At 44.7% G+C, this 23,401-nt stretch carries 19 protein-coding genes and 1 riboswitch; of the genes, 6 read left to right on the top strand and 13 right to left on the bottom strand.

The window, feature by feature from the left end; all coding sequences use genetic code 11:
• Positions 1 to 94: 94 nt before the first annotated feature.
• The 3 genes from J7E35_RS10175 to J7E35_RS10185 form a co-directional block, all read right to left on the bottom strand.
• Complete coding sequence (locus J7E35_RS10175) at positions 95 to 805, bottom strand: alpha/beta hydrolase (protein WP_214779424.1); 711 nt, start codon at positions 803 to 805, stop codon at positions 95 to 97.
• Between the two features lie 444 nt (positions 806 to 1,249).
• Positions 1,250 to 2,626 carry a UDP-N-acetylmuramoyl-tripeptide--D-alanyl-D-alanine ligase gene (locus tag J7E35_RS10180; RefSeq protein ID WP_214779427.1) on the bottom strand — a complete coding sequence of 459 codons (1,377 nt, stop codon included), beginning with the start codon at positions 2,624 to 2,626 and terminating at the stop codon, positions 1,250 to 1,252.
• A 71-nt stretch (positions 2,627 to 2,697) separates the two neighbouring features.
• A complete protein-coding gene (locus tag J7E35_RS10185) occupies positions 2,698 to 3,780 on the bottom strand; it encodes a D-alanine--D-alanine ligase (RefSeq protein WP_214779429.1) in 1,083 nt (360 codons plus the stop codon).
• A gap of 533 nt (positions 3,781 to 4,313) precedes the next feature.
• Here J7E35_RS10185 and J7E35_RS10190 point away from each other — a divergent pair.
• Positions 4,314 to 5,489, top strand: coding sequence for a dicarboxylate/amino acid:cation symporter (locus J7E35_RS10190; RefSeq protein ID WP_214779431.1), 1,176 nt, complete (start codon positions 4,314 to 4,316; stop codon positions 5,487 to 5,489).
• Between the two features lie 325 nt (positions 5,490 to 5,814).
• On the opposite strand, the gene J7E35_RS10195 is transcribed toward J7E35_RS10190, so the two are convergent.
• Both J7E35_RS10195 and J7E35_RS10200 read right to left on the bottom strand, forming a co-directional pair.
• Positions 5,815 to 6,234, bottom strand: coding sequence for a universal stress protein (locus tag J7E35_RS10195; protein WP_214779433.1), 420 nt, complete (start codon positions 6,232 to 6,234; stop codon positions 5,815 to 5,817).
• Positions 6,235 to 6,324: 90 nt separating this feature from the next.
• A complete protein-coding gene (locus J7E35_RS10200) occupies positions 6,325 to 7,797 on the bottom strand; it encodes a SulP family inorganic anion transporter (RefSeq protein WP_214779435.1) in 1,473 nt (490 codons plus the stop codon).
• A gap of 267 nt (positions 7,798 to 8,064) precedes the next feature.
• On the opposite strand from J7E35_RS10200, the gene J7E35_RS10205 reads away from it, so the two are divergent.
• Positions 8,065 to 9,342: an MFS transporter gene (locus J7E35_RS10205; RefSeq protein ID WP_214779437.1), complete on the top strand. Its 1,278-nt coding sequence runs from the start codon at positions 8,065 to 8,067 to the stop codon at positions 9,340 to 9,342.
• A 460-nt stretch (positions 9,343 to 9,802) separates the two neighbouring features.
• Here J7E35_RS10205 and J7E35_RS10210 read toward each other — a convergent pair whose 3' ends face one another.
• The 5 genes from J7E35_RS10210 to J7E35_RS10230 all read right to left on the bottom strand — a co-directional run bounded on the left by J7E35_RS10210 (position 9,803) and on the right by J7E35_RS10230 (position 15,040).
• Complete coding sequence (locus J7E35_RS10210) at positions 9,803 to 10,186, bottom strand: VOC family protein (protein ID WP_214779439.1); 384 nt, start codon at positions 10,184 to 10,186, stop codon at positions 9,803 to 9,805.
• 48 nt (positions 10,187 to 10,234) lie between these two features.
• Positions 10,235 to 11,680 (bottom strand): heme ABC transporter ATP-binding protein, encoded by a 1,446-nt coding sequence (locus J7E35_RS10215; RefSeq protein WP_214779441.1) that lies wholly within the window; start codon positions 11,678 to 11,680, stop codon positions 10,235 to 10,237.
• A complete protein-coding gene (locus J7E35_RS10220; RefSeq protein WP_214779443.1) occupies positions 11,677 to 12,738 on the bottom strand; it encodes a FecCD family ABC transporter permease in 1,062 nt (353 codons plus the stop codon). The genes J7E35_RS10215 and J7E35_RS10220 overlap by 4 nt, the downstream gene beginning before the upstream one ends.
• Entirely contained in the window at positions 12,704 to 13,660 is a 957-nt protein-coding gene (locus tag J7E35_RS10225; protein WP_214779445.1) for an ABC transporter substrate-binding protein, read from the bottom strand. The genes J7E35_RS10220 and J7E35_RS10225 overlap by 35 nt, the downstream gene beginning before the upstream one ends.
• A 165-nt stretch (positions 13,661 to 13,825) precedes the next feature.
• A riboswitch (cobalamin riboswitch) is annotated at positions 13,826 to 14,005 on the bottom strand.
• Between the two features lie 258 nt (positions 14,006 to 14,263).
• On the bottom strand, positions 14,264 to 15,040 hold the full coding sequence (locus tag J7E35_RS10230) for a hypothetical protein (protein ID WP_214779447.1): 777 nt from the start codon (positions 15,038 to 15,040) through the stop codon (positions 14,264 to 14,266).
• A 479-nt stretch (positions 15,041 to 15,519) separates the two neighbouring features.
• Here J7E35_RS10230 and J7E35_RS10235 point away from each other — a divergent pair, with 479 nt between their 5' ends.
• Positions 15,520 to 16,707, top strand: coding sequence for an FtsW/RodA/SpoVE family cell cycle protein (locus J7E35_RS10235; RefSeq protein ID WP_214779449.1), 1,188 nt, complete (start codon positions 15,520 to 15,522; stop codon positions 16,705 to 16,707).
• On the top strand, positions 16,704 to 17,561 hold the full coding sequence (locus J7E35_RS10240) for a GNAT family N-acetyltransferase (RefSeq protein ID WP_214779451.1): 858 nt from the start codon (positions 16,704 to 16,706) through the stop codon (positions 17,559 to 17,561). The genes J7E35_RS10235 and J7E35_RS10240 overlap by 4 nt, the downstream gene beginning before the upstream one ends.
• Positions 17,562 to 17,582: 21 nt before the next feature.
• Here the strand turns inward: J7E35_RS10240 and J7E35_RS10245 are convergent, their stop codons facing one another.
• A complete protein-coding gene (locus J7E35_RS10245; RefSeq protein WP_214779453.1) occupies positions 17,583 to 18,446 on the bottom strand; it encodes a sulfite exporter TauE/SafE family protein in 864 nt (287 codons plus the stop codon).
• Between the two features lie 229 nt (positions 18,447 to 18,675).
• On the opposite strand from J7E35_RS10245, the gene J7E35_RS10250 reads away from it, so the two are divergent.
• Complete coding sequence (locus J7E35_RS10250) at positions 18,676 to 19,254, top strand: YqaA family protein (RefSeq protein ID WP_214779455.1); 579 nt, start codon at positions 18,676 to 18,678, stop codon at positions 19,252 to 19,254.
• Positions 19,255 to 19,413: 159 nt separating this feature from the next.
• On the opposite strand, the gene J7E35_RS10255 is transcribed toward J7E35_RS10250, so the two are convergent.
• Positions 19,414 to 20,358, bottom strand: a complete 945-nt coding sequence (locus J7E35_RS10255) for a hypothetical protein (protein ID WP_251040878.1) — start codon at positions 20,356 to 20,358, stop codon at positions 19,414 to 19,416.
• 64 nt (positions 20,359 to 20,422) lie between these two features.
• The gene (locus J7E35_RS10260; RefSeq protein WP_214779459.1) at positions 20,423 to 20,974 is read right to left on the bottom strand and encodes a sigma-70 family RNA polymerase sigma factor; all 552 of its coding nucleotides are present in this window, start codon (positions 20,972 to 20,974) and stop codon (positions 20,423 to 20,425) included.
• Positions 20,975 to 21,346: 372 nt separating this feature from the next.
• Between J7E35_RS10260 and J7E35_RS10265 the strand changes: the two genes are divergently transcribed.
• Positions 21,347 to 23,038, top strand: a complete 1,692-nt coding sequence (locus tag J7E35_RS10265; RefSeq protein WP_214779461.1) for a mechanosensitive ion channel — start codon at positions 21,347 to 21,349, stop codon at positions 23,036 to 23,038.
• Positions 23,039 to 23,401 lie beyond the last annotated feature (363 nt).

Below are 23,401 nucleotides of genomic sequence, written 5' to 3' on the forward strand. Positions count from 1 at the left end.
CGGGAGTATGTCCGCTTAAAGGATTTTCTCAGTTAGACACTCAATATTCATGATACCATCTTTAGGAAGGAAAAGCAATTTTTGAGGAATTGCCTCAGCTCTTGATTCCTTCTCTTGGGTTAGAGGTCAAAAAATCATACACCTCATCAAATAAGTGTTCTTTTTCATCACAGTGACAGATCAGATGTTTGGAGTTCTTATAAAAAATCAGCCGTTTTTCTTCAGCGCCAATATTTTCATATAGATACCGGGCGCTTTTAGGGGGCACGATGCCGTCACTCTCGCCTTGCGCGATCAAGGTAGGCACCTTCACTTCATTGAGAATAGGCTTAATTTTGGTTACAAGCCTGCGAAACTGCAAGGTAGCGGTCATGGGTGTTTCTTTGATCTTTCGTGTATAACGCTTGAATAATTCATTTTCTTTTAGTTTTCCTTGGAACGTATCCCTCATCATTTCCTTGATATCGAATGCAAGCTGTTTAGGGTTCACATAATAAGCAGCCGCGCTGAGCAGAACCAGCTTATCAACCGGGTAAGTCGAGGCAAGATAGCTGGCAATCAGCCCGCCCATCGAAAAACCAACAACATAGACGGTATCACACTCTTTCAATAACGCCTTCAGTTCGTTTTCGGCATGGTCGATCCACTCATTATGTTTGATTCCCCTCAAATTCAGCTCATTGCCATGGCCAGGCAGGGTAGGAACAACTATTTTCCAATCGGTCCTCTCTTTCAGCGACTGGGCAAGTGGTTCCACTTCGAACGGAGACCCGGTAAAGCCATGGATTAACAGACAACCTATCATAACCAATCACCCATTAGTTTTTCTCGTATTTAATCTTTCCCCATTTTAAATCATTTAACCCGGAATTTCCTTGATAAAGGCTTTTGTAATCATATCGTTAAATAGAACATGGCTCTTTTCTCAAACTTTGTTGCTATTGACTACAAAATAGGATTGAATGACCTATTTTTCTTCGCAAAGTTGGCTCTTTTGTGAGAAAAGAGCATGCAAACATAATACCGACCTGAAAAATGGCTTATATTACGTTAAAATCGGCTTTAGAATTTTAACAACAATCTTTACGAAAAGCAGCCTTGAACAAAAACGCAAGCGCCTCGAGCTGCTCAAAGCTAACGCGTCTCACAAGATACTCGAGGAGGCTGTTTCAGGGATGAAAACTGGCTAGGCGATGGAGCTGGATTAAGAAAAAGAAGATGCCCTGGCAGCAGGACATCTTGAGGGTAATTATTGCAGCGATTGGACGACTTCTTCGAGCGCCATGCCTCGTGATGCTTTGACGAGGATGATCGTTTCGCCGGTTACATACTTTTTCAGTTTGTCGCTCAATTGTTGTTTATCCTGGAAAGCAAATGCCCTGTCGTCACCAAGGACTTCTTTTGCTCCTCTGGCAATTGACTCGCTAAGCTTGCCGTATGTGAAAACATAGTCGACTTTTTCAGCATCGAGGGAAGCTCCAACTGTGTAATGGTATTCCTCCTCCAGCGGCCCAAGCTCTAGCATGTCACCCAGAACAAGGATTTTACGGCTGTAGCCTGACAGATTGGCGACGAGGTCGATTGCTGCCTTCATGGATGTCGGGCTGGCATTATAGGCATCATTGATGATTTTTTCTCCGTTAGCTCCTTCGGAAAGTTCCATCCTCATATTGGTCAGCTTCAAGCCTGCAAAACCGGCATTCATTTTTTCAAAAGGAACACCCAAGAACTCCGCAGCAAGCATGGCTGCCAGCGCATTCAGGATATTATGGTTTCCGAGCACCGGAAGATAGAAAGTTTCATCACCAAGATTGGTGGTAAACTTATTTCCATTTTCCATTGGCTCGATTTTGACCGGATACAAGTCATTATCCTGGCTGGCCCCGAATGTTTTCAGGACGCCATTTCCTTTGTAATCCTGCAGTCTTTCCTGCAACAGAGGCTCGTCTCCGTGAAAAATGATCTGGCCATTTGTCTGAAGGCCGCTGATGATTTCAAGCTTTGCATCAGCAATCGCTTCCCTTGAACCAAGGTCAAGCAGATGGGATTCGCCAATATTAGTGATGATGACGGCATCCGGACGCCCCATTTTCGTTAAAAATTCTATCTCGCCCTTGCCGCTCATGCCCATCTCAAGTACGGCGACTTCTGTATCTTCTTGCAAACGAAGGAGCGTCAGCGGAAGGCCCAGGTGGTTATTGAAGTTTCCTTCGGTCTTTTGCACTTTGTATTTTTGCGCCAGCAGATTTGCTGTCATATCTTTTGTTGTCGTTTTTCCGTTGCTGCCGGTAATCCCGACAACCTTTATATCAAGCGAGTTGCGGTAATTTCTAGCCAGCTCCTGCAAGGCGGTCGTTGTATCTTCAACGATAATGACCGGCAAACCCTCCGGAGGGTTCGGAACATCTTTTTGCCATAATGCTGCCGAAGCTCCGCCATTTTGGATGACATCAGCTACAAAGTTATGTCCATCTGTCCGTGCCCCTTTAAAAGGAACAAACAAATTCCCTGTTTCTATTTTGCGAGTGTCGATTGAAACGCCTTTGACGTTGACATCTGCAAACTGGCTTACATCATTCAGCGCTCCTGCCATTTGGGCGATTTCTGATAAAGATTTTTGAATCATACTATTATCCTCCCGAAATAAAGGGACACGGCCATGCCACTGGCTGCCGTGTCTCCCTGGATGATCTATTCTTAAAAAGTATACTTTATTTTCTGTTTTTCAGCATGGCGTTCGATTCCGAGGTTCACCAGCTTTTCGATCAGCTGCGGGTATTCGACACCTGTATGCTTCCACAGGAGCGGGAACATGCTGAATGGCGTGAAGCCAGGCATTGTGTTGACCTCGTTAATCAGCAGCTGGCCATCCTTTGTCAGGAAGAAATCGGCGCGAACAAGACCTGAGCAATCCAGCGCCTTGAAAGCAGTGACTGCCATCTCCTTCAGGTCAGCATATTGCTGCTCCGTGATTTCAGCAGGGATGATCATCGCTGTATCGCCGTCCTCATACTTCGCTTTGTAATCATAGAAATCCTTTTTAGGAACGATTTCGCCAACTACCGAGCATTCAGGTTCATCGTTTCCAAGGACGCCAATCTCGATTTCACGTGCGACAACTCCCTGTTCGATGATGATTTTACGGTCAAATTGGAAGGCCTCTTTGAAGGCTTCCTCAAGCTCCTGCTTGTTGGATGCCTTGCTGATTCCTACGCTGGACCCAAGGTTTGCAGGCTTTACAAAGCAAGGATAGCCAAGTCTCTCTTCAACAAGACCGTATACCTTTTCACTATTCTTTTCCCAGTCGCTTCTAATAGCGGCCACATAGTCCACCTGAGGAAGTCCCGCCTGTGCAAAGACATTTTTCATAACAATTTTATCCATGCCGGCAGCAGAGGCGAGGACGCCATTGCCGACATATGGAAGATTCAATAATTCCAGCAAGCCTTGCACCGTTCCATCTTCACCATTCGGTCCATGCAGCAATGGGAAAATGACATCAAGAGTCTTCCCGGATTCAGCACCGCCAGCCTGGAATAATGCTGGTGTGAATGAAGGAGTCGGAAGGTTCGAGTTGTCTGAGAACTCCAGCGTTTTTACATTTTCTGCAGGAGCATTGAGCTCGGGACCCTTGACCCACTCTCCTTCCTCGGTTATGTATATAGGATAAATCTCGAATTTTTTAAAATCCAATGCTTTCGTCACAGCAAGTGCTGTCTGCATTGATACTTTATGTTCAGCAGATTTGCCGCCGTACAGCAGCCCGATTCTTGTCTTCATAAAAATAGACCTCCAATAAATTCAATCTGGCTCCACTTTCCGCTTCCTATTTTACCACTTTATTTTTAAATTACGGAATTGTTATCAATTTTTAATAATAGGCTGTTTTCGTTAAGATGGTTGTTAAAATCCTAAAGCCGATTTTTCCGTAATATAAGGCAATTTTGCAGGTCGGTATTAAGTTTGCATGCTCTTTTCTCACATAAGAGTCAACTTTGCGAAGAAAAATAGGTCATTCAATCCTATTTTGTTGTCAATAACAACAATGTTTGAGAAAAGAGCCTAATAATAACTCTCAAGCTATACTATTTCCTGTTTTTCAGGCGTGAAACCTGCCAGGGAGTCAAAAGTTAACATTCACAGAATAAGTTACCTTTTGAAAAGCCACTTTTAGGCAGCAAACCCAATTTTAACGCCTAAATTACCATATGAATTAACTAATAATTCTGTGAATGAGTAAATGTCTTAACAATCATTCATTATCCATGTATAATCCACCTAATAAAAACAATTGCATTTTCAGGGAGGACATCATGAGGAGATTCGGTTTACTGCCAAAAATAATTCTGGCGATCGCCCTTGGAATTGTTGCGGGCATGATTTTTCCGGAAATCATAATTAGAGTTTTCGCAACCTTCAATGGCCTGTTCGGTAATTTCTTAGGGTTCGCCATTCCATTCATCATTATCGGTTTCATCGCACCAGGAATTGCTGCTTTAGGCAGAGGAGCGGGCAAACTGCTGGGGATTACAACCTCTATTGCCTATGTCTCAACAGTCGCTGCTGGCTTACTCGCTTTTTTCGCTGCAACAGCACTTTATCCAATTCTATTAAAAAGTCAAAATGTCCGTGAATTCGAGAATCCGGAAGAAGCTCTTCTTAAACCTTTATTCACAGTGGACATGCCTCCTGTGATGGGAATCATGACCGCGCTTTTGGTCGCGTTCATGCTCGGTTTGGGAATGGCGTATATCAAAGGCAAGACACTGCAAAACGCACTGATTGATTTCAGGGGAATCATTGAACTTGTCATTGAAAAGGTCATCATCCCGCTGCTGCCATTCCACATTTTCGGGATTTTCGCGAACATGACCCAGGGCGGACAGGTTTCCGCGATCATGAGCGTTTTTATCAAGGTTTTCATTATGATCATTCTTCTTCATTTAATCTATCTATTGGTCCAATACAGTGTCGCGGGTACAGCGGCTAAGCGCAATCCTTTCAAAATGCTGAAGGAAATGGCACCTGCTTACATGACCGCACTCGGCACACAGTCATCCGCTTCTACGATTCCGGTAACCTTGAAGCATGCTCGTAAAATAGGCGCACGTGAGAAAGTAGCTGATTTTTCCGTCCCATTGCTTGCGACAATCCATTTGTCAGGCAGCACCATCACTCTGGTCAGCTGCGGTATGGCCGTCATGCTCCTTCAAGGACAGGAAGCAACTTTCGCGGAAATGCTGCCCTTCATCATGATGCTTGGGGTTACCATGATCGCCGCACCAGGAGTACCAGGCGGCGCCGTCATGGCAGCGCTCGGATTGCTAGAAACGATGCTCGGCTTCAGCAGCACGATGCTTTCGCTGATGATCGCCCTGTATCTCGCACAGGATAGCTTCGGAACAGCAACAAACGTCACGGGAGATGGCGCGCTCACGGTGATTGCCGATAAGCTGAGCGGGAAAAGTGAAACAGAAGCATCTGCGTAAATGTAAAAAACGGCTGATGAAAAGCACCTCTCAATTTTAGACATTGTCTATAATTGGGAGGTGCTTTTTTTTTTAGCTGGAAAAAATCGAGGTTTATTTCCAATTCGCTATAATAATTAGATTTTCGCTATATAAATAAAATTCTCGCTATATTATTTGGATTCTCGCTATATTATTTGGATTTCCGCTATATAAATAAAATTCTCGCTATAAAAAAAACTAAGATGCCGCCATCATTACAAACTTTTTAGAAATTATCCGGCCTATTACCCTACAAAATAAACACCTTTAAAGAAAAAAACGCTCAGGTTGGCCTGAACGCTGGTTATTTTACGATTAATACCGGTGCTTTCACTCGTTTTGCGACTTTGTGACTGACGCTGCCAAGGACCATTTCTTGCAGTCCATTCAAACCGCGGCTGCCGACAACGACGACATCGAATGCATTCTTGTTGGCATAGTCAACAATGGCCGGGCCTGGTTCACCGAGCAATTTTTCAAACCTGAAGTTCAAACTCTCTTCTTCTAGCAGGTTTGTTACCGGCTGGAGCCTGATTTTTCTTTTTTCCTCGACTACTGTACGATCTGGATTGTGAAGGACATCTTCCTTGGAAGTCTGCCCATCGACGACATAAACAACTGTAATTTCACTATCGCCGCTTAACTTTGCCAGTTCTACCGCTTTTTTCGCCGCACGCACTGAATGGTCCGACCCATCAGAAGCGAGCAAGATTCTCTTAAACATGCTATTCCCCCTACATTTATTTCCATTATCTTATATATAAAGAAAGCACGCTGATTCGTCAACGTGCTTTCCCAAAATATATATTACATTTTAATGTCCGGAAAGCTTGGCGCCTTCCTGTTTGTGAACGGCTAGTTTGTCAATCAAGTGAGAGCTTGGGGCATTGAGGCCGTGCAGACGGACAACTGTTCCGTTCTCTCTTAGTTTGATGACAATTTTATCGATTGCCGCAACGGCTGAGTCATCCCAAACATGGGCATGTGTCAGGTCGACGACAACTTCTTTTGCATTTTCCTTCAAATCGAAGGATTCAATCAAGTCAGTTACTGAAGCGAAAAATACTTGTCCTGTTACAAAATACGTCCGGCGATTCATTGCGACATCAAATGTTGATGTGACTTTCACCTTGGAGATTTTCGCTACGAAGAAAATCGCACTCAAAATGATTCCGGCAAATACACCTTTTGATAGGTCATGTGTAAACACAGTTGTGACAGTAGTAACAACCATAACGATTGAATCTGTTACAGGTGTCTTTGCCATTCCTTTGATTGATGACCAGTCAAATGTTCCGATTGATACCATGATCATGACGCCAACCAGGGCTGCCATCGGAATTTGTACAACAATGTTTCCTAAAACGATAATCAGGAACATCAGGAAAGTACCAGCAACAAGTGCAGACAATCTGCCTCGGCCGCCAGATTTAACATTGATTACGGACTGGCCGATCATTGCGCAGCCTGCCATACCGCCGAATAATCCAGCAACGATATTCGCAATCCCCTGGCCGCGGCTTTCTTTATTTTTATCACTAGAAGTATCTGTCATATCATCAACAATTTGGGCAGTCAGCAAAGATTCAAGCAAGCCGACAATCGCCAAAGCCAATGAATATGGGAAGATGATTTTTAACGTTTCAAGGTTGAATGGGATATCAGGAATCAGAAATGCTGGCAAAGCAGATGTAAGAGTACCCATATCACCAACTGTCTTAACACCACTGTTGGTCATGATTGCTACTAATGTAATAACAATGATTGCTACAAGTGGTGAAGGAACTGCTTTCGTAACACGCGGCAATAGATAAATAATCGCAAGTGCGCCTGCCACCATCGCATACATTACCCATGTTGCGTCAACAAACTGCTCTAACTGTGCCATGAAAATCAAAATCGCAAGTGCGTTCACGAAGCCAATCATAACTGAACGTGGAATGAACTTCATAAACCGTGCTAATTTAAACACACCAAACAGAATCTGCAGGACTCCTGTCAAAATCGTAGCTGCCAATAAATATTGCAAACCATGGTCAGCAACAAGCGTTACCATCAGCAGCGCCATCGCACCGGTGGCTGCTGAAATCATGCCAGGACGGCCGCCGACAATCGCGATTGTCACAGCAATCGCAAATGAAGCGTAAAGTCCTACCATTGGGTCAACGCCGGCAATAATCGAAAAGGCGATCGCTTCAGGAATCAAAGCAAGCGCGACGACGATTCCAGCAAGGACATCTCCTTTGACGTTGCCAAACCATTGTTCTTTAATTGTATTAGTATTCAAGTAAACACCCCTTAAAAGATTTTTGTGGCTTCCTACTCTCAAGCAAGCCGGGTCCGATAAAAACAGGATTTATCATAACATATTTATAAAAATGAGCAACCATCATTGTAAGCGTTATATTGTTTGTTTTTCTTCAAATATCGACTGTTATCTTCTTTTTTCATATAGATAAGGTAAAAACCTTAAAATGTAAATCAGGCAATCTTGCCTGCTTCTCGCAAGCTTTTGAAAGGACAATTTTGATATGATGTTCTGGGAGGTTTTTACATGAAGACATCAGGATTATCCGCTCCATTCAAGACAAATTTTTATTATGGCTGGGTCATCGTTTTCATCGCAGGGCTCGGCGTATTTTTTTCTGGCCCGGGTCAGACATACTCGGTTTCCGTATTTATTGATTCCTACATAAAAGATTTTGGCTGGAGCCGTTCGCATGTATCCGCAGTCTACTCACTTGCGACCCTTGCTGCCGGAATCTGTATGTTCTTTGTCGGCCGCTTCGTTGATAAATGGGGACAAAGAAAAATGTCCGTTATCGTTGGCATCGGGCTGGCACTGGCCAGCTTCTGGAACAGTATGGTCGTTAATACTGCGATGCTGTTCATTGGCTTTTTCCTGATCCGTGTCCTCGGCCAGGGTTCGATGAGCCTGATTCCAAACACCTTGGTTCCGCAGTGGTTTATTACGAAACGCGGGAAGGCAATGAGCCTGATGGCCATCGGCGGATTTGCCAGCTCAGCGGCGCTTCCGCCATTAAATGCCTGGCTTGTTGCCAACTGGGGCTGGAGCTTTTCATGGAAGGTCTGGGGTGTCCTGCTTCTCGTCGTTTTTGTTCCGCTGGCCTATTTTTTAATTCGAAACAAACCGGAGGATATTGGTGAATATCCAGATGGAATTAAGCCTGATTGGACAAATGATTCTGCTGACCCAAACAGAACAAGCAATCCTCTTGAAGAGGTGAACTGGACAGTCCAGGAAGCAGTCAAAACACGCGCATACTGGCTTTTGCTTTTTTGCGTGGGTATTCCGGCTCTCGTCAACACTGGACTTACTTTTCATTTGATTTCTATTTTTAAAACAAATGGGATTTCGCCGGGAATTGCCGCGCTAGTATTAAGCTTGATGGCACTGATCGGGTTTCCGGTCACTCTGATTGCAGGACCGCTGCTGGACCGGGTAAAAGTACAGTACGTCCTGGCTGGAATTTTCGCCGGGGAAATCATTTTCATCCTCGTGCTGCTGGCAGCTGATCAAACAGCAATCGCGATTGCATTCGGGGTATTATGGGGAATCAGCGGGGGCTTCGAAAGGATTACCTTGAACTATGTATGGCCTAGCTTTTTTGGCCGGAAGTCGCTTGGCAGTATCAAAGGGTCGGCTATGACCGTCACTGTGCTTGGTTCCGCCTTGGGTCCTCTTCCATTTGGCCTCGCCTACGATTATTTTGCCGGGTATGAGGAAATTCTGCTGATGTCCATTATCCTTCCGGTGCTTGGGATGGCAGCTGCACTACTTGCGAAGAAACCGGTGAAGGAATTCTTGTGATTTCAGCATTTGATAGATGTGTTCCTTAGTTAATTGCAACTTATATTAAACGCATGATTTTGCTTGTTACCGAAATCATGAGGCTTTCGGGTTTTCGGGCACATGCCGGCCTTACTTGTTACCGAATTCAACGCTCCTTTCCGGTTTCGGGCACATGTTGGCCTTACTTGTTACCGAAATCACGAGGCTTCCCGGTTTTCGGGCACATGTTGGCCTTACTTGTTACCGAAATTACCGATCCTTTCCGGTTTCGGGCACATGTTGGCCTTACTTGTTACCGAAATTACCGATCCTTTCCGGTTTCGGGCACATGCCGGCCTTACTTGTTACCGAATTCAACGCTCCTTTCCGGTTTCGGGCACATGTTGGCCTCAAGAGCCACTATAACTTAATACTCAGTCTCATTAGCTCACCATAAATAACAAAGTCCTGCAGCTCAATGAACTGCAGGACTTGTTTTTCACCCAATCGGGGTGCATATCTCAATATAATGCCCATCTGGGTCGGCTGCATAGGCGACGACCTGGCCCCATGGTTTTTCGGTTGGCTCGAGCAGGATCGGGACTCCGGCGGCCCGCAATTTTTCCACAGCGCCATGGACGTCCTCTGTAACAAATCCGAGCTCAAAGGTTTGTTCCTTCCTTACTCCATCCGGGATTGGGAGCGTCGTGATCTCGCGGCCGCTTTCCCGGGTGTTCATCGACAGAACGGTGTTGCCAGTTTCATACTCGATATAGGTCCCAAATTCATTGCGAAGTTTAAGGCCAAGCAGCTCACCGTAAAATTGCTTTGTTTTTTCCAGATCGGAAACATATAAAATGACATAGCCCATTTTCAATTCCATCATCATCACCTCTTAAAAATAAATTCGAGATGGAATGTCGGGTTTCCTTCATTTATGTTCAATCGCGCTTTTACTAACTCTATACTTCAATATCGCTTCCTTCGTGCAGGTATAAATTCCCTCGCTGATCAGCTTGCCGAGCGGAGTCGCCGTGCCTGCGTAAGAAATCGCTGCTCCCTGCTGGGTGGCAGCGATGCAGATACTATCCGTAGAAATGCCAGCTGACTGGCCAGCAATACCTGCCCCGCTTCCCTCTAGCTCCTGCAAAACACTAATTTTCGCTTCTGCCGCGGTCATTGCGCTCTGGATAAAAGCTTCCTCGGAAATCCTGTGGTTAATGAACAGCCAGGTGTTGATATTCCGTGGTCTGTCCCGATGAGTGTGCCCAGCGGAAACCAGAATGAAAATCGACATACCGTCTGCCTCAAAAAGACGGTATGATGCTGTGTCTGCTGAAACAGCCGTCATCATCCCAACAGTTTCGCTTGGAAGAAATCCATTTTCCTGCAAATACTCGGCCATCTCCGCCTTATGGTCGCTACAGTCATACTCCATCGGTACAATCCGGTGCACGAACGAGCTGTGCCACCCGATCCCGGCACCGGTTATTCCCGAGGACATTGTCCGCAATTTTACCGGTGACTGCAGAACAATCCGGTCTTGCCCGACGTCAAGATACCTGGCATCAATCTTGAGGTTATCCTTATGACCGACGTCCGCTTCAGGAACCAGCAGCAATTGCGGCCTGGCAATTTCCGGGTGGGGGTGGTTTTTGATCTGCGTCTTATAGACACTCTTGATTCGCTCTTCTTTTAAAACTTCAGCAGGAGTATCAACAATCAGAACCTCACCGTTTTCCATCAAAAGCAGCCTGTCACAATATAATGATGCCAGGTTCAAGTCATGGAAAATCGAAACGACAGTCAACCCCTGTTCGGATGCCCATTTTTTCAGCAAGTCCAGCAGCTCTTTTTGAAAACTCAGGTCGAGATGGTTCGTAGGCTCATCGAGCAGCAGAATCCTCGGCTGCTGCGCCAGTGCCTGCGCGAGGTAGACTCGTTGTTTTTCGCCGCCGGATAGTTCTGTGATTGATTTTTCCTGAAGGTGGGTGATGCCCGTCTGTTCCATTACCTTCTGGACAATCTCTTCATCCTCATCTCGCCAGCTATTGAACCAGCCTTTTTGGTGTGCATAGCGGCCGAGCGAGACGGTTTCTTTTACACTATAAGAAAAGGCTTGATCCGCATGCTGCGGCAGGACTGCCATCATCCTGGCAAGCTGTTTCGGTGAATACTGGGTCAATGGCCGGCCATCCAGCTCAATGGCACCTTCCCTGAATTCCAAAGCGCCGCTGATCATTTTTAAGAGTGTGGTCTTCCCGCTTCCATTTGGGCCCAGGATGCCGAACAGCTCCCCTTTTCCTACCTCAAAATTGATATTCTTCAGGACCTCGCCGCCTGCATATCCGCCTGTTAAACTCTTCACTGTGATCATCGGCCTGCACTTCTTTCCCTGCGATTTTTCATTAAAATGAATGCAAAAACCGGAGCACCGATTAATGCCGTGATCACGCCAATCGGCAATTCCGAAGGGGCGATAATCGTTCTTGAAATCAGGTCTGCGAGGATCAGGAAGCCGCTGCCAATCAGGACGGATAACGGCAGCAAATGGCGATGGTCCGGACCCCAGATTGTCCTTGTCAGGTGTGGAATGACGAGACCGACAAATCCGATCGTTCCTGAAACAGCTACGGCCGATCCTGTTAAAAGAGAACCAGACAGCAAAATCAGCAGCTTGCGGCGCTCGACATTGACACCGAGATGCTGTGCCCTTTCCTCACCAAAGGACATTGCATTCAATTCCCTTGTATTGGCAAGCAATATCACTAAACCAATCATAAAGAAAGGAAAAATAATCTTAATGTATTCCCAGCCGCGCATCGACACGCTGCCAAGCAGCCAGCCGATGATTTGCCGCAGCTCTTCGCCGGAAAGGGCAATCATCAAAGAAATGAATGAACCCAGAAATGAACTTAAGATGATTCCGGTTAAGATGATTGTTTCCACCCTGAGCAGTCTGTCGACTTTGCGGGCAAAAAACAGTACAAACAAGACGGTGGCGAAGGCGAACAAAATGCTTAGCACTGGCAATGTGAAGACACCGATCAGCGGCAGCGAAATGCCGAAAAACAGAGTAACGACTGCGCCGATGGAGGCACCTGATGAAATCCCAAGCGTATAGGGATCTGCCAGTGGATTGCGCAACAGGCCCTGGAACGCGGCACCGGCAATCGCCAGCGACGCACCGACAAGCCCTGCCAGCAGCACACGCGGCAGCCTGATATCCAAGACAATACTTGCATGCATCGGATCAATTCCCTGTCCCTGAAAGCGGAAAACTTCAGCAACAATGATTTCTATAATGGCTGGTACAGGAATGGAAACCGTACCAATGGATATGCCCAGCAGCATCGATATGATCAAAAACACCGCCGTGATTAGATAGGCGATTGATTTGTTATTTAAAAACGTCCGGGTAAATGGCTTTTGCAAGCTCCTCTGCTCCTTCAGCGAGCCTTGGACCTGAACGGGTTACAAGGTCGGAGTGGACATCGTAAACCTGCTGCTCCTTGACCGCTTTCACATTATTCCAGCCCTGCCGTGCAAGCACCTGCTCAACTGGCTTTTCTGTATAGTATCCATAGGTTGTCACAACCACATCAGGATTACGCTCAACAATTGCTTCCGGGTCGACCTTCGGCCAGCCCTCCATATCTCCGGCAGCGTTCTTTGCACCAATCAGCTCAAGCATTTCATTGATAAAAGTGTTCTTGCCGGCTGTGTAGATTTCCGGTGCTGGTGAGACCTCCACAAAGACCGTCTTTTGCTCTTCCGGCTTGATTGTTTCAGCTTTCTTTTTTAATTCCGCAAAACTATTTTTCATCTTGTCTACAAGCTCATCCGCCTTTTCTGACTCGCCAATGGCCTTGCCAATCATCTCGATTGATTGATACACTTCTTCAAATGACTGTGCATCATTCACAACGACAACAGCAATTCCCGCATCCTTTAATTGTTGAAGGCCTGCTTCTGCAGTGTCCGCGGTCGAACCGGGGGCAAGTACGAGGTCAGGTTTCAGAGAAATCATTTTCTCGATATTGAATTCCATTCCGCCGATTTTTTCCTTCGACATTGCATCCTCTGGATAATTGTCGAAATCGGTGACGCCGACAATCGCCTCTCCGCTCTCAAGTGCGTAGACAATTTCCGTGTTGCTCGGAATCAGAGAAATGATCCTTTCAGGCTTTTCTAAAATGACCACTTCTTCATCAATTGCGTCTTTTACCGTGACAGGGAATCCCGTCTTCTGCTCCTGTGCGGTTTTTTCGCTTTCCTTCTTTTCGGGCTGTGCTTCGGTACCGCAGCCTGCCAGGATCATGGCTGCAGCCACCATCATCATTAATAACTTCTTCATTCGCTTCTCCTCCAAATTTTTCGATTAACTTTGTTAAGTATGGCTTTAACACAGCCAAAACACAAAAAAACATCTCCACCTGAAGGGGAGATGTCCGAGTAAGCAAATGTTTTTATCATCATAAAAGACATAGAGCTTGTCGGCACCTCCCTATCCTCGTAAGTTTGTTGGTGCAATGGACAGGCAGGTCTCCTGGCTCATGGTCAATGCTCGCTGCGCCTTCCCATACATTTGTACAGTGGCAGTTGCAGCTTGCTCTCATTTACAGTGGCGGGACCGCGTTGGATTTTCACCAACTTCCCTATTAAGTCTCTTTTAAAAGACACCTGTTCATTTCGATATGTAATTTTCCGCTACATCCAATTATACACGATTTGCCAAAAACCGCTTCAAAATTTTTGCTTTTTCGACTTTATTGGGGGCTCTTTACTCAAACTTTGCTGCTATTGACTACAAAATAGGATGGAATGACCTATGTTTCTTCGCAAAGTTGACTCTTTTTATGAGAAATGAGCATGCAACTTAATACCGACCTGCAAAATGGCTTTATATTACGTTAAAATCAGCTTTAGGATTTTAACAACAATCTTTCCGAAAACAGCTTTATTGGGCAAACAAGCTCCATTCTTTCGCTTTTTTATCGAAGACAATCCTGCCATCCGGATTGCTGCGGCTTGCTTTCTTATATTCATCATGCATGTCATCCATGTTGGCAAAATCCCCGATGACCCAGATTGGTATTTCAATTCTGTTGCGGTTTTGCTGGATGTTCTTCAGCGAAAAAACCGCCCCTTCCTTCAAGGCTGGTATCAATGATTTCAGGATTTCCTTGCTGACAAAAGGATAGGATTTCTTTTTCCGGATTCCGAGCAGCGTTTTTTCCGGCTTCATTTCCCCCAGTTTTCCTGACAGGACATAGCCAAGCATGCGGAAAAAGTCATTGAGATTTCGGTAATAGGTTTTGTTATACCAGCCATCTTCAGTGGACAGAAACACAAAACGATTATTAAGCTGATTATAGAAGGGCAGTTTCAAATGGTGCTTAATATGCCCTAGATATAGAAGCTCAGCGATCTCCTGGGCAGACAGCACATTCAGTGCTTCCACTTCCTCAAAATCGATCCAGCAAAAATCCCCGAATGCATGGACATTGGCTCCAACCAGTTTTTCGACGCTGTCCTCAGGTACATACTCAAATAAAGTATGTCTGTTGAACTCACCATCTTCATAGCGATGCTTCAACAGCAGCAGATGGTTGAGCGAATCAGACAACGATCTGGCGAATTCATGGAATTCAATCCCATGTGAGAGCACATACTGGTCTCGTTCGTTCATATGGACATATAGTAAATCCCTGCTGTAAGGATGGTTCTTTTTCAAAGGCAAAACCTCCTGGAAAAATTCTCAGCTGCAAAATTGCCAGCGGCTCCGTACAAAATAACACTTCTTCCATTCTAACAAAAACGGCAGAAAATATCTTATTCTGACTCTTCAAAAACATAATTATTATCTGCCTCTCCCGTAAAAGAATCCCCGCCAAAAAAGAAACTATTCTTCCTTACTATTCGTCTATTATTTAGGCTCTTTTCTCAAACTTTGTTGCTATTGACTACAAAATAGGATTGAGTTACCTAAGTCTCTTCACAAAATTAACGCTTAATATGAGAAAAGAGCTTACAAACTTAGTACCGACTTACAAAATGCCTTTTATCACGTTAAAGTCGGCTTTAGGATTTTAACTATAATCTTTACGAAAACAGCCATTATTTACAGGAAAATGTTACCTCATCAGGGATTGTAAGGATATTTCATCTCTGCTAGCATAGTATTGTAGAAACGTATCGGACAGGGTGTGGCAAATGGAGAAGCCTCTAAAAAAAATTGATCGTTTTGACTGGACATTGACGCTCCTTTTACTGTTGTTCTTTTTGACTAGCTGCTTCGCGATTTACAGCGCCCAGAGAACAGGCCAATATGTTGGACAGAACTTTTTATATAAACAAATCTTCTGGTATGTCGTTGGGTCGGGGATCATCGGTGTTGTGATGATGTTCGACAGCGAACAGTACCGCAAGCTTAGCTGGTATTTGTACGGTTTTGGAGTCTTCCTGCTCATCTTCCTGTTTTTCGCTCCTGCCAGCATAGCAGAGGAAAGGAATGGCGCAAAAAGCTGGTTTTTCATCGAACCATTCGGTTCGATCCAGCCTTCGGAATTCATGAAAGTCTTTCTGATTCTTGCCTTGAGCAGCACGATCTATGCCCACCATAAGAAACATTCGATCAAGACTCTTCAAACTGACTTCCTGCTTTTCATCAAGCTTGGCTTCATAACCGCCATGCCACTTGGAATGATCATGCTTCAGCCCGATCTGGGCACCTCTCTAGTCGTGCTTGCGATTTTCACCGGGATCATCCTGGTGTCAGGCATTACCTGGAAGATCATCCTTCCGCTCTATGGCAGTGGAGCTGCACTAGGTGCCGGTATCCTGTATCTTGTCATCTGGAAACCAGAAATCCTGAAAAAATACCTAGGGGTAAAAACCTATCAGTTCGGGCGCATTTATGCGTGGCTTGACCCTGAGAGCTACCCCGAATATGGATACCATCTATTAAAATCACTCAGTGCCATTGGTTCCGGCATGCTTACCGGGAAAGGCCTGAATGGGAGCGAAGTCTATATACCTGAAAGCCATACGGACTTCATTTTCAGTGTCATCGGTGAGGAATTCGGCTTTGTGGGCGGCAGCTTTGTCATCGGCCTGTACTTCCTGCTAATCTACCATTTGACAAAAACGGCACTAGATACGAACGACCCTTTCAATACCTACATCAGCGCGGGAGTCATCAGCATGATCACCTTTCACGTCTTCCAGAATATCGGGATGACGATCCAGCTGCTGCCGATTACCGGCATCCCGCTGCCCTTCATCAGTTATGGCGGAAGCTCGCTCATGGGCAATATGCTCGCTATGGGGTTGATCTATGGAATCCGATTCCATCATAAAACGTATATGTTCGCTTCGAGAGACAGGAGTTTTGAAATATGAAGCTAGTAAGCCATTACCGCGAGAATGAAGTTTTGAGGAATAGTTTTATCCAGCTGGCCGCTGACATTTTCGGCATTGATTTTACCAGTTGGCATGAAAAGGGCTATTGGGGTAATCGATACATCCCGTTTTCCTATGCCGACGGGGACCGGATCGCGGCCAATGTATCGGTTAACGACCTCGATTTTATCATTGAAGGAAAAAGCTATAAAGCCCTGCAGATTGGCACTGTCATGACCCATCCTGAATATCGGAACAAGGGGTTGTCAGCAAGCCTGATGAATCATGTTTTGGATGCGTACGAGGGAATATATGATTTTATCTACCTGTTCGCCAATGACAGTGTGCTCGATTTTTATCCGAGATTCGGATTTGAAGAAGTTGAAGAGTATCTATATTCGACAAAGGTTTCTGCTGGGCAGAGCCCATTTGTTTTGAGAAAACTCGAGTTGGCACGCGACCTTGAATTTATCGAAAAAGCGGTTTATGGAAGATTGCCGGTTTCCCAGGCTTTTTCGACGGCAAATTCGGCCGGCATTACGATGTTTCATGTTCTGAATGTTTTTCCTGACCACCTTTACTATCATGCAGAAAAAGACTCTATTGTTATTTTCACGAAGGAAAACGGGACGATCCAATTGTATGATCTCATCAGCACAGCGCCTGTAGACATTAAAGACATTATCCCGATCTTTGGAGACACAGATGCTGTTCAATTCCACTTCACACCCGATGACAGTGATCTCCAATATCAGCGCGTTCCTTTTAAAAGAGACGGAGCATTATTTGTTAAAAAGAGACCAGGGATGGAGCTTCCTAAGTTCATTAAGCATCCATTCACCTCTGAGGCATAATTAGAAAAAAGGCTGAGCAGCTCAGCCTTTTTCCATTTTCCTGGTTGTCTTTATTTTAAGAATTGAGCGTGCAAAAAAATACACGATGAATATGCCCATGATCCACAGCCCTGTTTTATTCAGGTCAAATAGCTTCAGGACCGCTCCCGCCAGCGTGACAAGATAAAGGATTCCGAGCATCGCGTTCATTTCCCTGTTTTCAAAATAACCAGTCATTCTTGCGCCGAATGGGGAGCCGGCTAGCGTGCCAGCAATCAGCATCAGGCCAATGAAGTAATCGATCTCCGTATTGACCGCATAGGAAACGAACCCAACTGATACGATAAGCAATACCGCAAATAAACTCGTTCCGACCGCCTTTTTTGGATTGAAGCCCAGCGATGTAATGATCAGCGGAACGATGATAAAACCGCCTCCCACACCAAGCGTTGCCGAGACGAAGCCGCCGAGGAATCCAACGGCCAACAGCTTTGGCAGTGAAAAATTTGCAGGTGCAGGGATTCCCTCGTCTTTCTTTCTTCCCTGGCGGATCATTTTTACCGCAAAATAAGCAAGCAGCACAATATAGAGGAACGGAATGACGATTTCATCCCATCCCCTCGCTTCAAGGGCATACACCAGCGGCCTTGCCAGCTGCGTCGCGGCAATTCCGCTCAACCCCATCATCAACCCCTCTTTCCAGAGGATATTCTTCAGGCGGATATGGGCTGTAATTCCCGAAATGGATGTACCCACTGTAAAAAACAAACTGGTTGTGATTGCCTCAAGCGGCGAAAAGCCTAACAATAATAAAATGGGCGTCAGGATAAAGCCGCCTCCCACCCCGAAAAAACCAGAGAGGACACTGATCAGGCCGCCCAGCAGCAAATAAAGTATGTATTCCATAGACAACTTCCTCTTCCAATCGAGTTCCTTTATAGAGTACCACTTTCACCCTATAAATAAAGAGTGAGCGACCTATCTTTTTATATGGTTGACGATATAGAAAACGATGAGTTTGAAGTTATTCAGCCCTCTCTGAAATAATTGGCTCTGGCAGAAGTAAAAATGGTATACTTCTAACTAGGTTTATTTTCACGACTTTACTATAACAACTCAAAGGAGATACTGCTTCATGTCTGAATGGATTCACGCGATAGAAGAATGGCTGCTTGAATTTGGTTCATGGGGATTATTCTTCGTGTCCTTCCTGGAATCATCCTTTTTCCCGATTCCTCCCGATGTTTTGATGATCCCTATGGGTATTGCCAATCCTGACAAGGCACTCTGGTATGCCTTCATCACAACAGCAGGTTCTGTACTCGGTGCCCTGCTTGGCTGGTACATCGGCAAAAGAGTCGGCCGTCCAATCTTGCGTTATTTTATAAAAGAAGAGAAAATTGTCCTGGTCGAACGCTATTTCGAAAAATACGGTGCAATGGCTATTCTGATTGCCGGTTTCACTCCTATTCCATATAAGGTCTTCACGATTTTTTCCGGAATCTCCAACGTTAGGATTCCGACGCTCATTATCTGGTCAATCATCGGCCGCGGCCTTCGTTTCTTCCTTGAAGCAGCTATCATCGTCGCACTGGGCGACAAAGCCATGCCATTCATCGAAGAAAATTTCGCGATGCTGACAATCGCCCTCGGAGTCGTTGTCATTGCTGGGTATTTAATTTACGCTTATTTAAAGAGATCGAAAAAAGCATAAACACAAATAGAAAATGCTTGAGCCTACATTGGCTTCAAGCATTTTTTTGAACTAGTTGATATTAGAGGCTGAAACAATCTAGCACAATTAGAACTCCTGATATCAAAGGTATGATCCAATCTGTATCTCTTTGCGACGAAGAAAGATTATAAAGGATGATCATTCATTTATATCGTAAATTAATTGATCGAATAATTTCCCATCAACATAAAGCAAAATTGCCCATTCTCCCTTTAGAGGAATTTTAACTGCTGAGGGTGTATGCGCATCCGCCCCGTTATTTGGACCATAAGCACGAATTGTCCATCCCATTCCATTCGTAATTTTATGGACTGTTTTGGATTCTCTATGATATCCCACTATTGTCAAGTCCACATCCGTTACACCCCATAGATGCCACATCCACTTTTGACCATTTAGACTTGGCATGTCAGCACCTATAACCCCTGACTTATTTTCATTCCCGATAATGCCTCTGTCACCGAACTCCACTGCTTTTCGCGACCAATCAATATTTTCAAATTCACTTATTTGAACAAAATCTGGTATATCTTCGGGTAGAGTAATAGGGGCGTCTTCTGCTTTTTCAGCCACACTGACAACTACATCGCCATAGGCTTTGCCATCCAGATAAACCTCATACTTCCACAAGCCATCGTAAGGCACTTTGAATGTAATCGAGAAACGCTGCAAACTTGGGTATCCCGGCGATGGTTCTATTATTTCCTGAGCCGGTACAACTTGTATTCTTTCACCGGTTTCTTTATGAATGGCAGAAATAGAAAGATCCTTTCCTTTATATGTGTTGAAAGGTTCTGCGAAACTAAAGATATAACCATAAGGTGCTGCTGCTTTCAATTTTGGATCAGGAAATATGCTGAATTTAGTAGCTTGATTCTCCTTATAGTCATGTCGTATTTCCCACTGCCCAGGAGCAGTTGGAGCACCATTTATCATTTCATGATCCTGGTTGACCAAAAGCTCGGTAGAAACGAAGAAGGCTAATAAACAAATGGCAAAAGTGGAAATGGCGAATACAACTAGTTTATTGGGGCCTTTTTGCTTCTCAATTTTATCTTTAAGGACGGCTCTCCTGATATTCATTTTTTGGAACTCCGTAAAGTGAACACCTTTATGAGTCGTCGAGTCCATCGCGTTACGCAGCTGCTTAAGCTTGCCCTCCATTATATCCCCACCTCTCCATCATTTTTTTCAGCTTCATTCTGCCTCTACTCAATCTGGTTTTGATCGTATTGGGGTTCACTTCTAATATTCCTGTGATTTCTTCAATCGAACATTCTTCATAATAATAAAGCGTAACCACTTCCCGATATTTAACAGGTAAAGATAATACACACAAAGAAAGAAACTCTTCTTCACTGCGCTTCAATAAATCTTTTTCTGGCGACAATTCCTTCGATGAAAAAAGAGAATACAAGCTTGAATTCCTCACTACTTTTCGAAACGCCGAACTCTTCAATACATCCTTTGATTTATTAATAGCCAATCGATAAATCCATGATTTAAAGGAGATCAATTCATCAATTTTGTCATAATTTTTGTAGCATACAATGAATACATCCTGGACAATATCTTCCGCCAGCTTCCAGTCCTTCACATAGTTATAAACTAACTTTGTCAGCCGTTCACCGTACTCATTCATAATAAACTCCAGCCAGGTATCCTGATCTAATAGGCCTTCTTCCCTGATCTTTTTCACACATTTCTCACCCCAACTTCAGTTTAATGCTAAGACGAATGAGTTAGGCTTAGGTTTCACTTTTTTCATGCCTTTTTATTAAGCTCTTTTCTTAAATTTTATCACTTTCTCAAAAATGAAAACTTATAACCCAACTAATCCTTTTGGTATCTTCCTCCTCCAACCTCAATTTATCTGCGATATTGTGCAGACCTATCCTTTAACCAGCCAATATGCTCCTCTTTGTTTATAACAACATCAATTGGGTAGATTAAAATAAGCTTGCTAGCTAACTAATGACTATTTACCGGTTTAAGGGCTGCAGCAATTCTTCTTATCAATACGCATTTCGCAGCCCAACTTTAAAGTCCAATTAAATAAGGAGTGAGGAGTTTGAACAATAATTTTTACAATGGCTGGGACAGCATTCTTGGCAAGCTGCCAAATGTGCTGATTGCGCTGGCAGTCCTGCTTGTCGGATGGCTTGTCGCAAAATTAATCGAAAAAGCAGTGTACAAGGGGCTGCAGAAAACCAGCCTTGATAACAAGCTTTTTTCAAATGTAAATAATAAGAAGTATTCAGCTGAGAAAATCATCAGTAAGATCGTCTATATTTTGATTCTAGTATTTGTCTTCATCATGTTCCTGAATATCTTAGACTTATATGTGTTGACGGAGCCGCTCGTCGGAATGTTCTCAACCATTGCGGCAGCAATTCCGAACATCCTGAAAGCAGGATTGATTCTCTTATTTGCCTGGCTGATCGCTTCAGGTCTGAAATTCCTGATCCAGAAAGGCGGCAAGTCGCTCGGTGTCCATGAAAAACTGAGCAAGTACAAGCTTACCAACGACAACCAGCAGACTACAAACGCGGTAGACACAGTTGCGAATATCGTATTCTATCTGGTATTGCTGATGGCATTGCCGGCTGTATTGTCTGCACTTGACCTGCAAGGCGTTTCGGAGCCATTCGAAAACATGATTGAGGGAATCCTCTCATTCATTCCTAAACTATTTGCGGCAGCACTGATTCTATTAGTCGGCTACTTTGTTGCAAAAATTGTCCGCGATATCCTGACCAACTTCTTGCAAAGCATTGGCACCGAAAAATTAGTCCAGCGTTTTGGGCTTTCCCGCTTGTTTGAAGGTACGAGCCTTTCACGCGTGATCGGCACGGTTGCTTTCGTATTGATTTTGATTCCGACTGTCATCGCTGCGCTTGAGCGCCTTGATGTTGAAGGAATTTCCGGACCGGCCATCGCAATGCTGAATGATATCCTGACGATGATTCCAAATATCGTCGTAGCTATCATTCTAGTCATGATCGGCCTATGGCTGGGAAAATGGCTGAAAAAATTCACAGCTGATTTGTTAAGAAGAATCGGTTTCGACTCTTATTTTAGAGGCATGGGCTTGAGCAGCGCAGCAAATCGTCCAAATACATTAAGCTTATCTGATATTGTCGGCTATATCGTCCAGGTCATCGTAGTCCTTCTGTTCGTAGCCGAAGCATTGAATGTCGTAAAGCTTGATTTCTTCGTCGACCTTGCCCGTGGTGTAATTGCGTATCTTCCGCATGTCATTGCCGCAATTGTCATTCTTGGTGTCGGCCTATGGCTTGGCGGTCTTGCGAAGAAAGTACTCAGCAGCATCCTGCAGGGTGATTCTTCGAATGTATTGGCAACAGTCGCAAAATACGCGATCATCACCATCGCTGTTTTCATGGCACTCGACCAGCTTGGAGTCGCACCTGCGATCGTGAACGCAGCCTTCATCCTGACACTTGGAGGATTGGCGCTCGCTTTCGGACTGGCCTTCGGTCTTGGCGGCAAAAATTTCGCTTCCAAATACCTGACCAAGTTCGATGAAAAAATCGAAAAAACCAGCATTGACCAGGCAGCGGTCCAGCAGCAAAAAATGAAAAAGAACAACCCAGTCAACCCGAATCCTGCTGCACCGCCGAACTTGAACAATCTGAACCAGAATCCGAACCCTGGAACACCGCCAAACTTGAACAACCCGAACCAGAACAGAAACAATAACCCTATGGATCCTCATAATGGCGACAACCCGTTGAATCCATAATAAAACAAAAAGCGGAAGCGCCTTGGTCAGCCCCGACAAGCGCTGGAGGGCCGACCGGTGAAGTCGTTCTTTGACTTCATTGGACGGCCCGAAGCGTCTCGAGGGGCTAGGCGCTGGAGCTGGATTAATAAAACATATATAGTCATCCATAACCAAGGATAGTTTTTAATCCTAAAGAAGAACAAAACACAGCTGCCAGTCACGGCAGCTGTGTTTTTATGTACTAGCTGAAATTATCCATAAAAAAAATCACGAGAAACACGATGAAGGCATAAAAACTAAGATGCAGCAGCACAGTAGTGAAAAATTCCTTCAGTTTATCAAATGAAAAAGGTTCACTTTTCCTAGTCCTTGCTCTCATAG

This window comes from Bacillus sp. ISL-45, from assembly GCF_018613195.1.
Taxonomy (GTDB): Bacteria; Bacillota; Bacilli; order Bacillales; family Cytobacillaceae; genus Mesobacillus.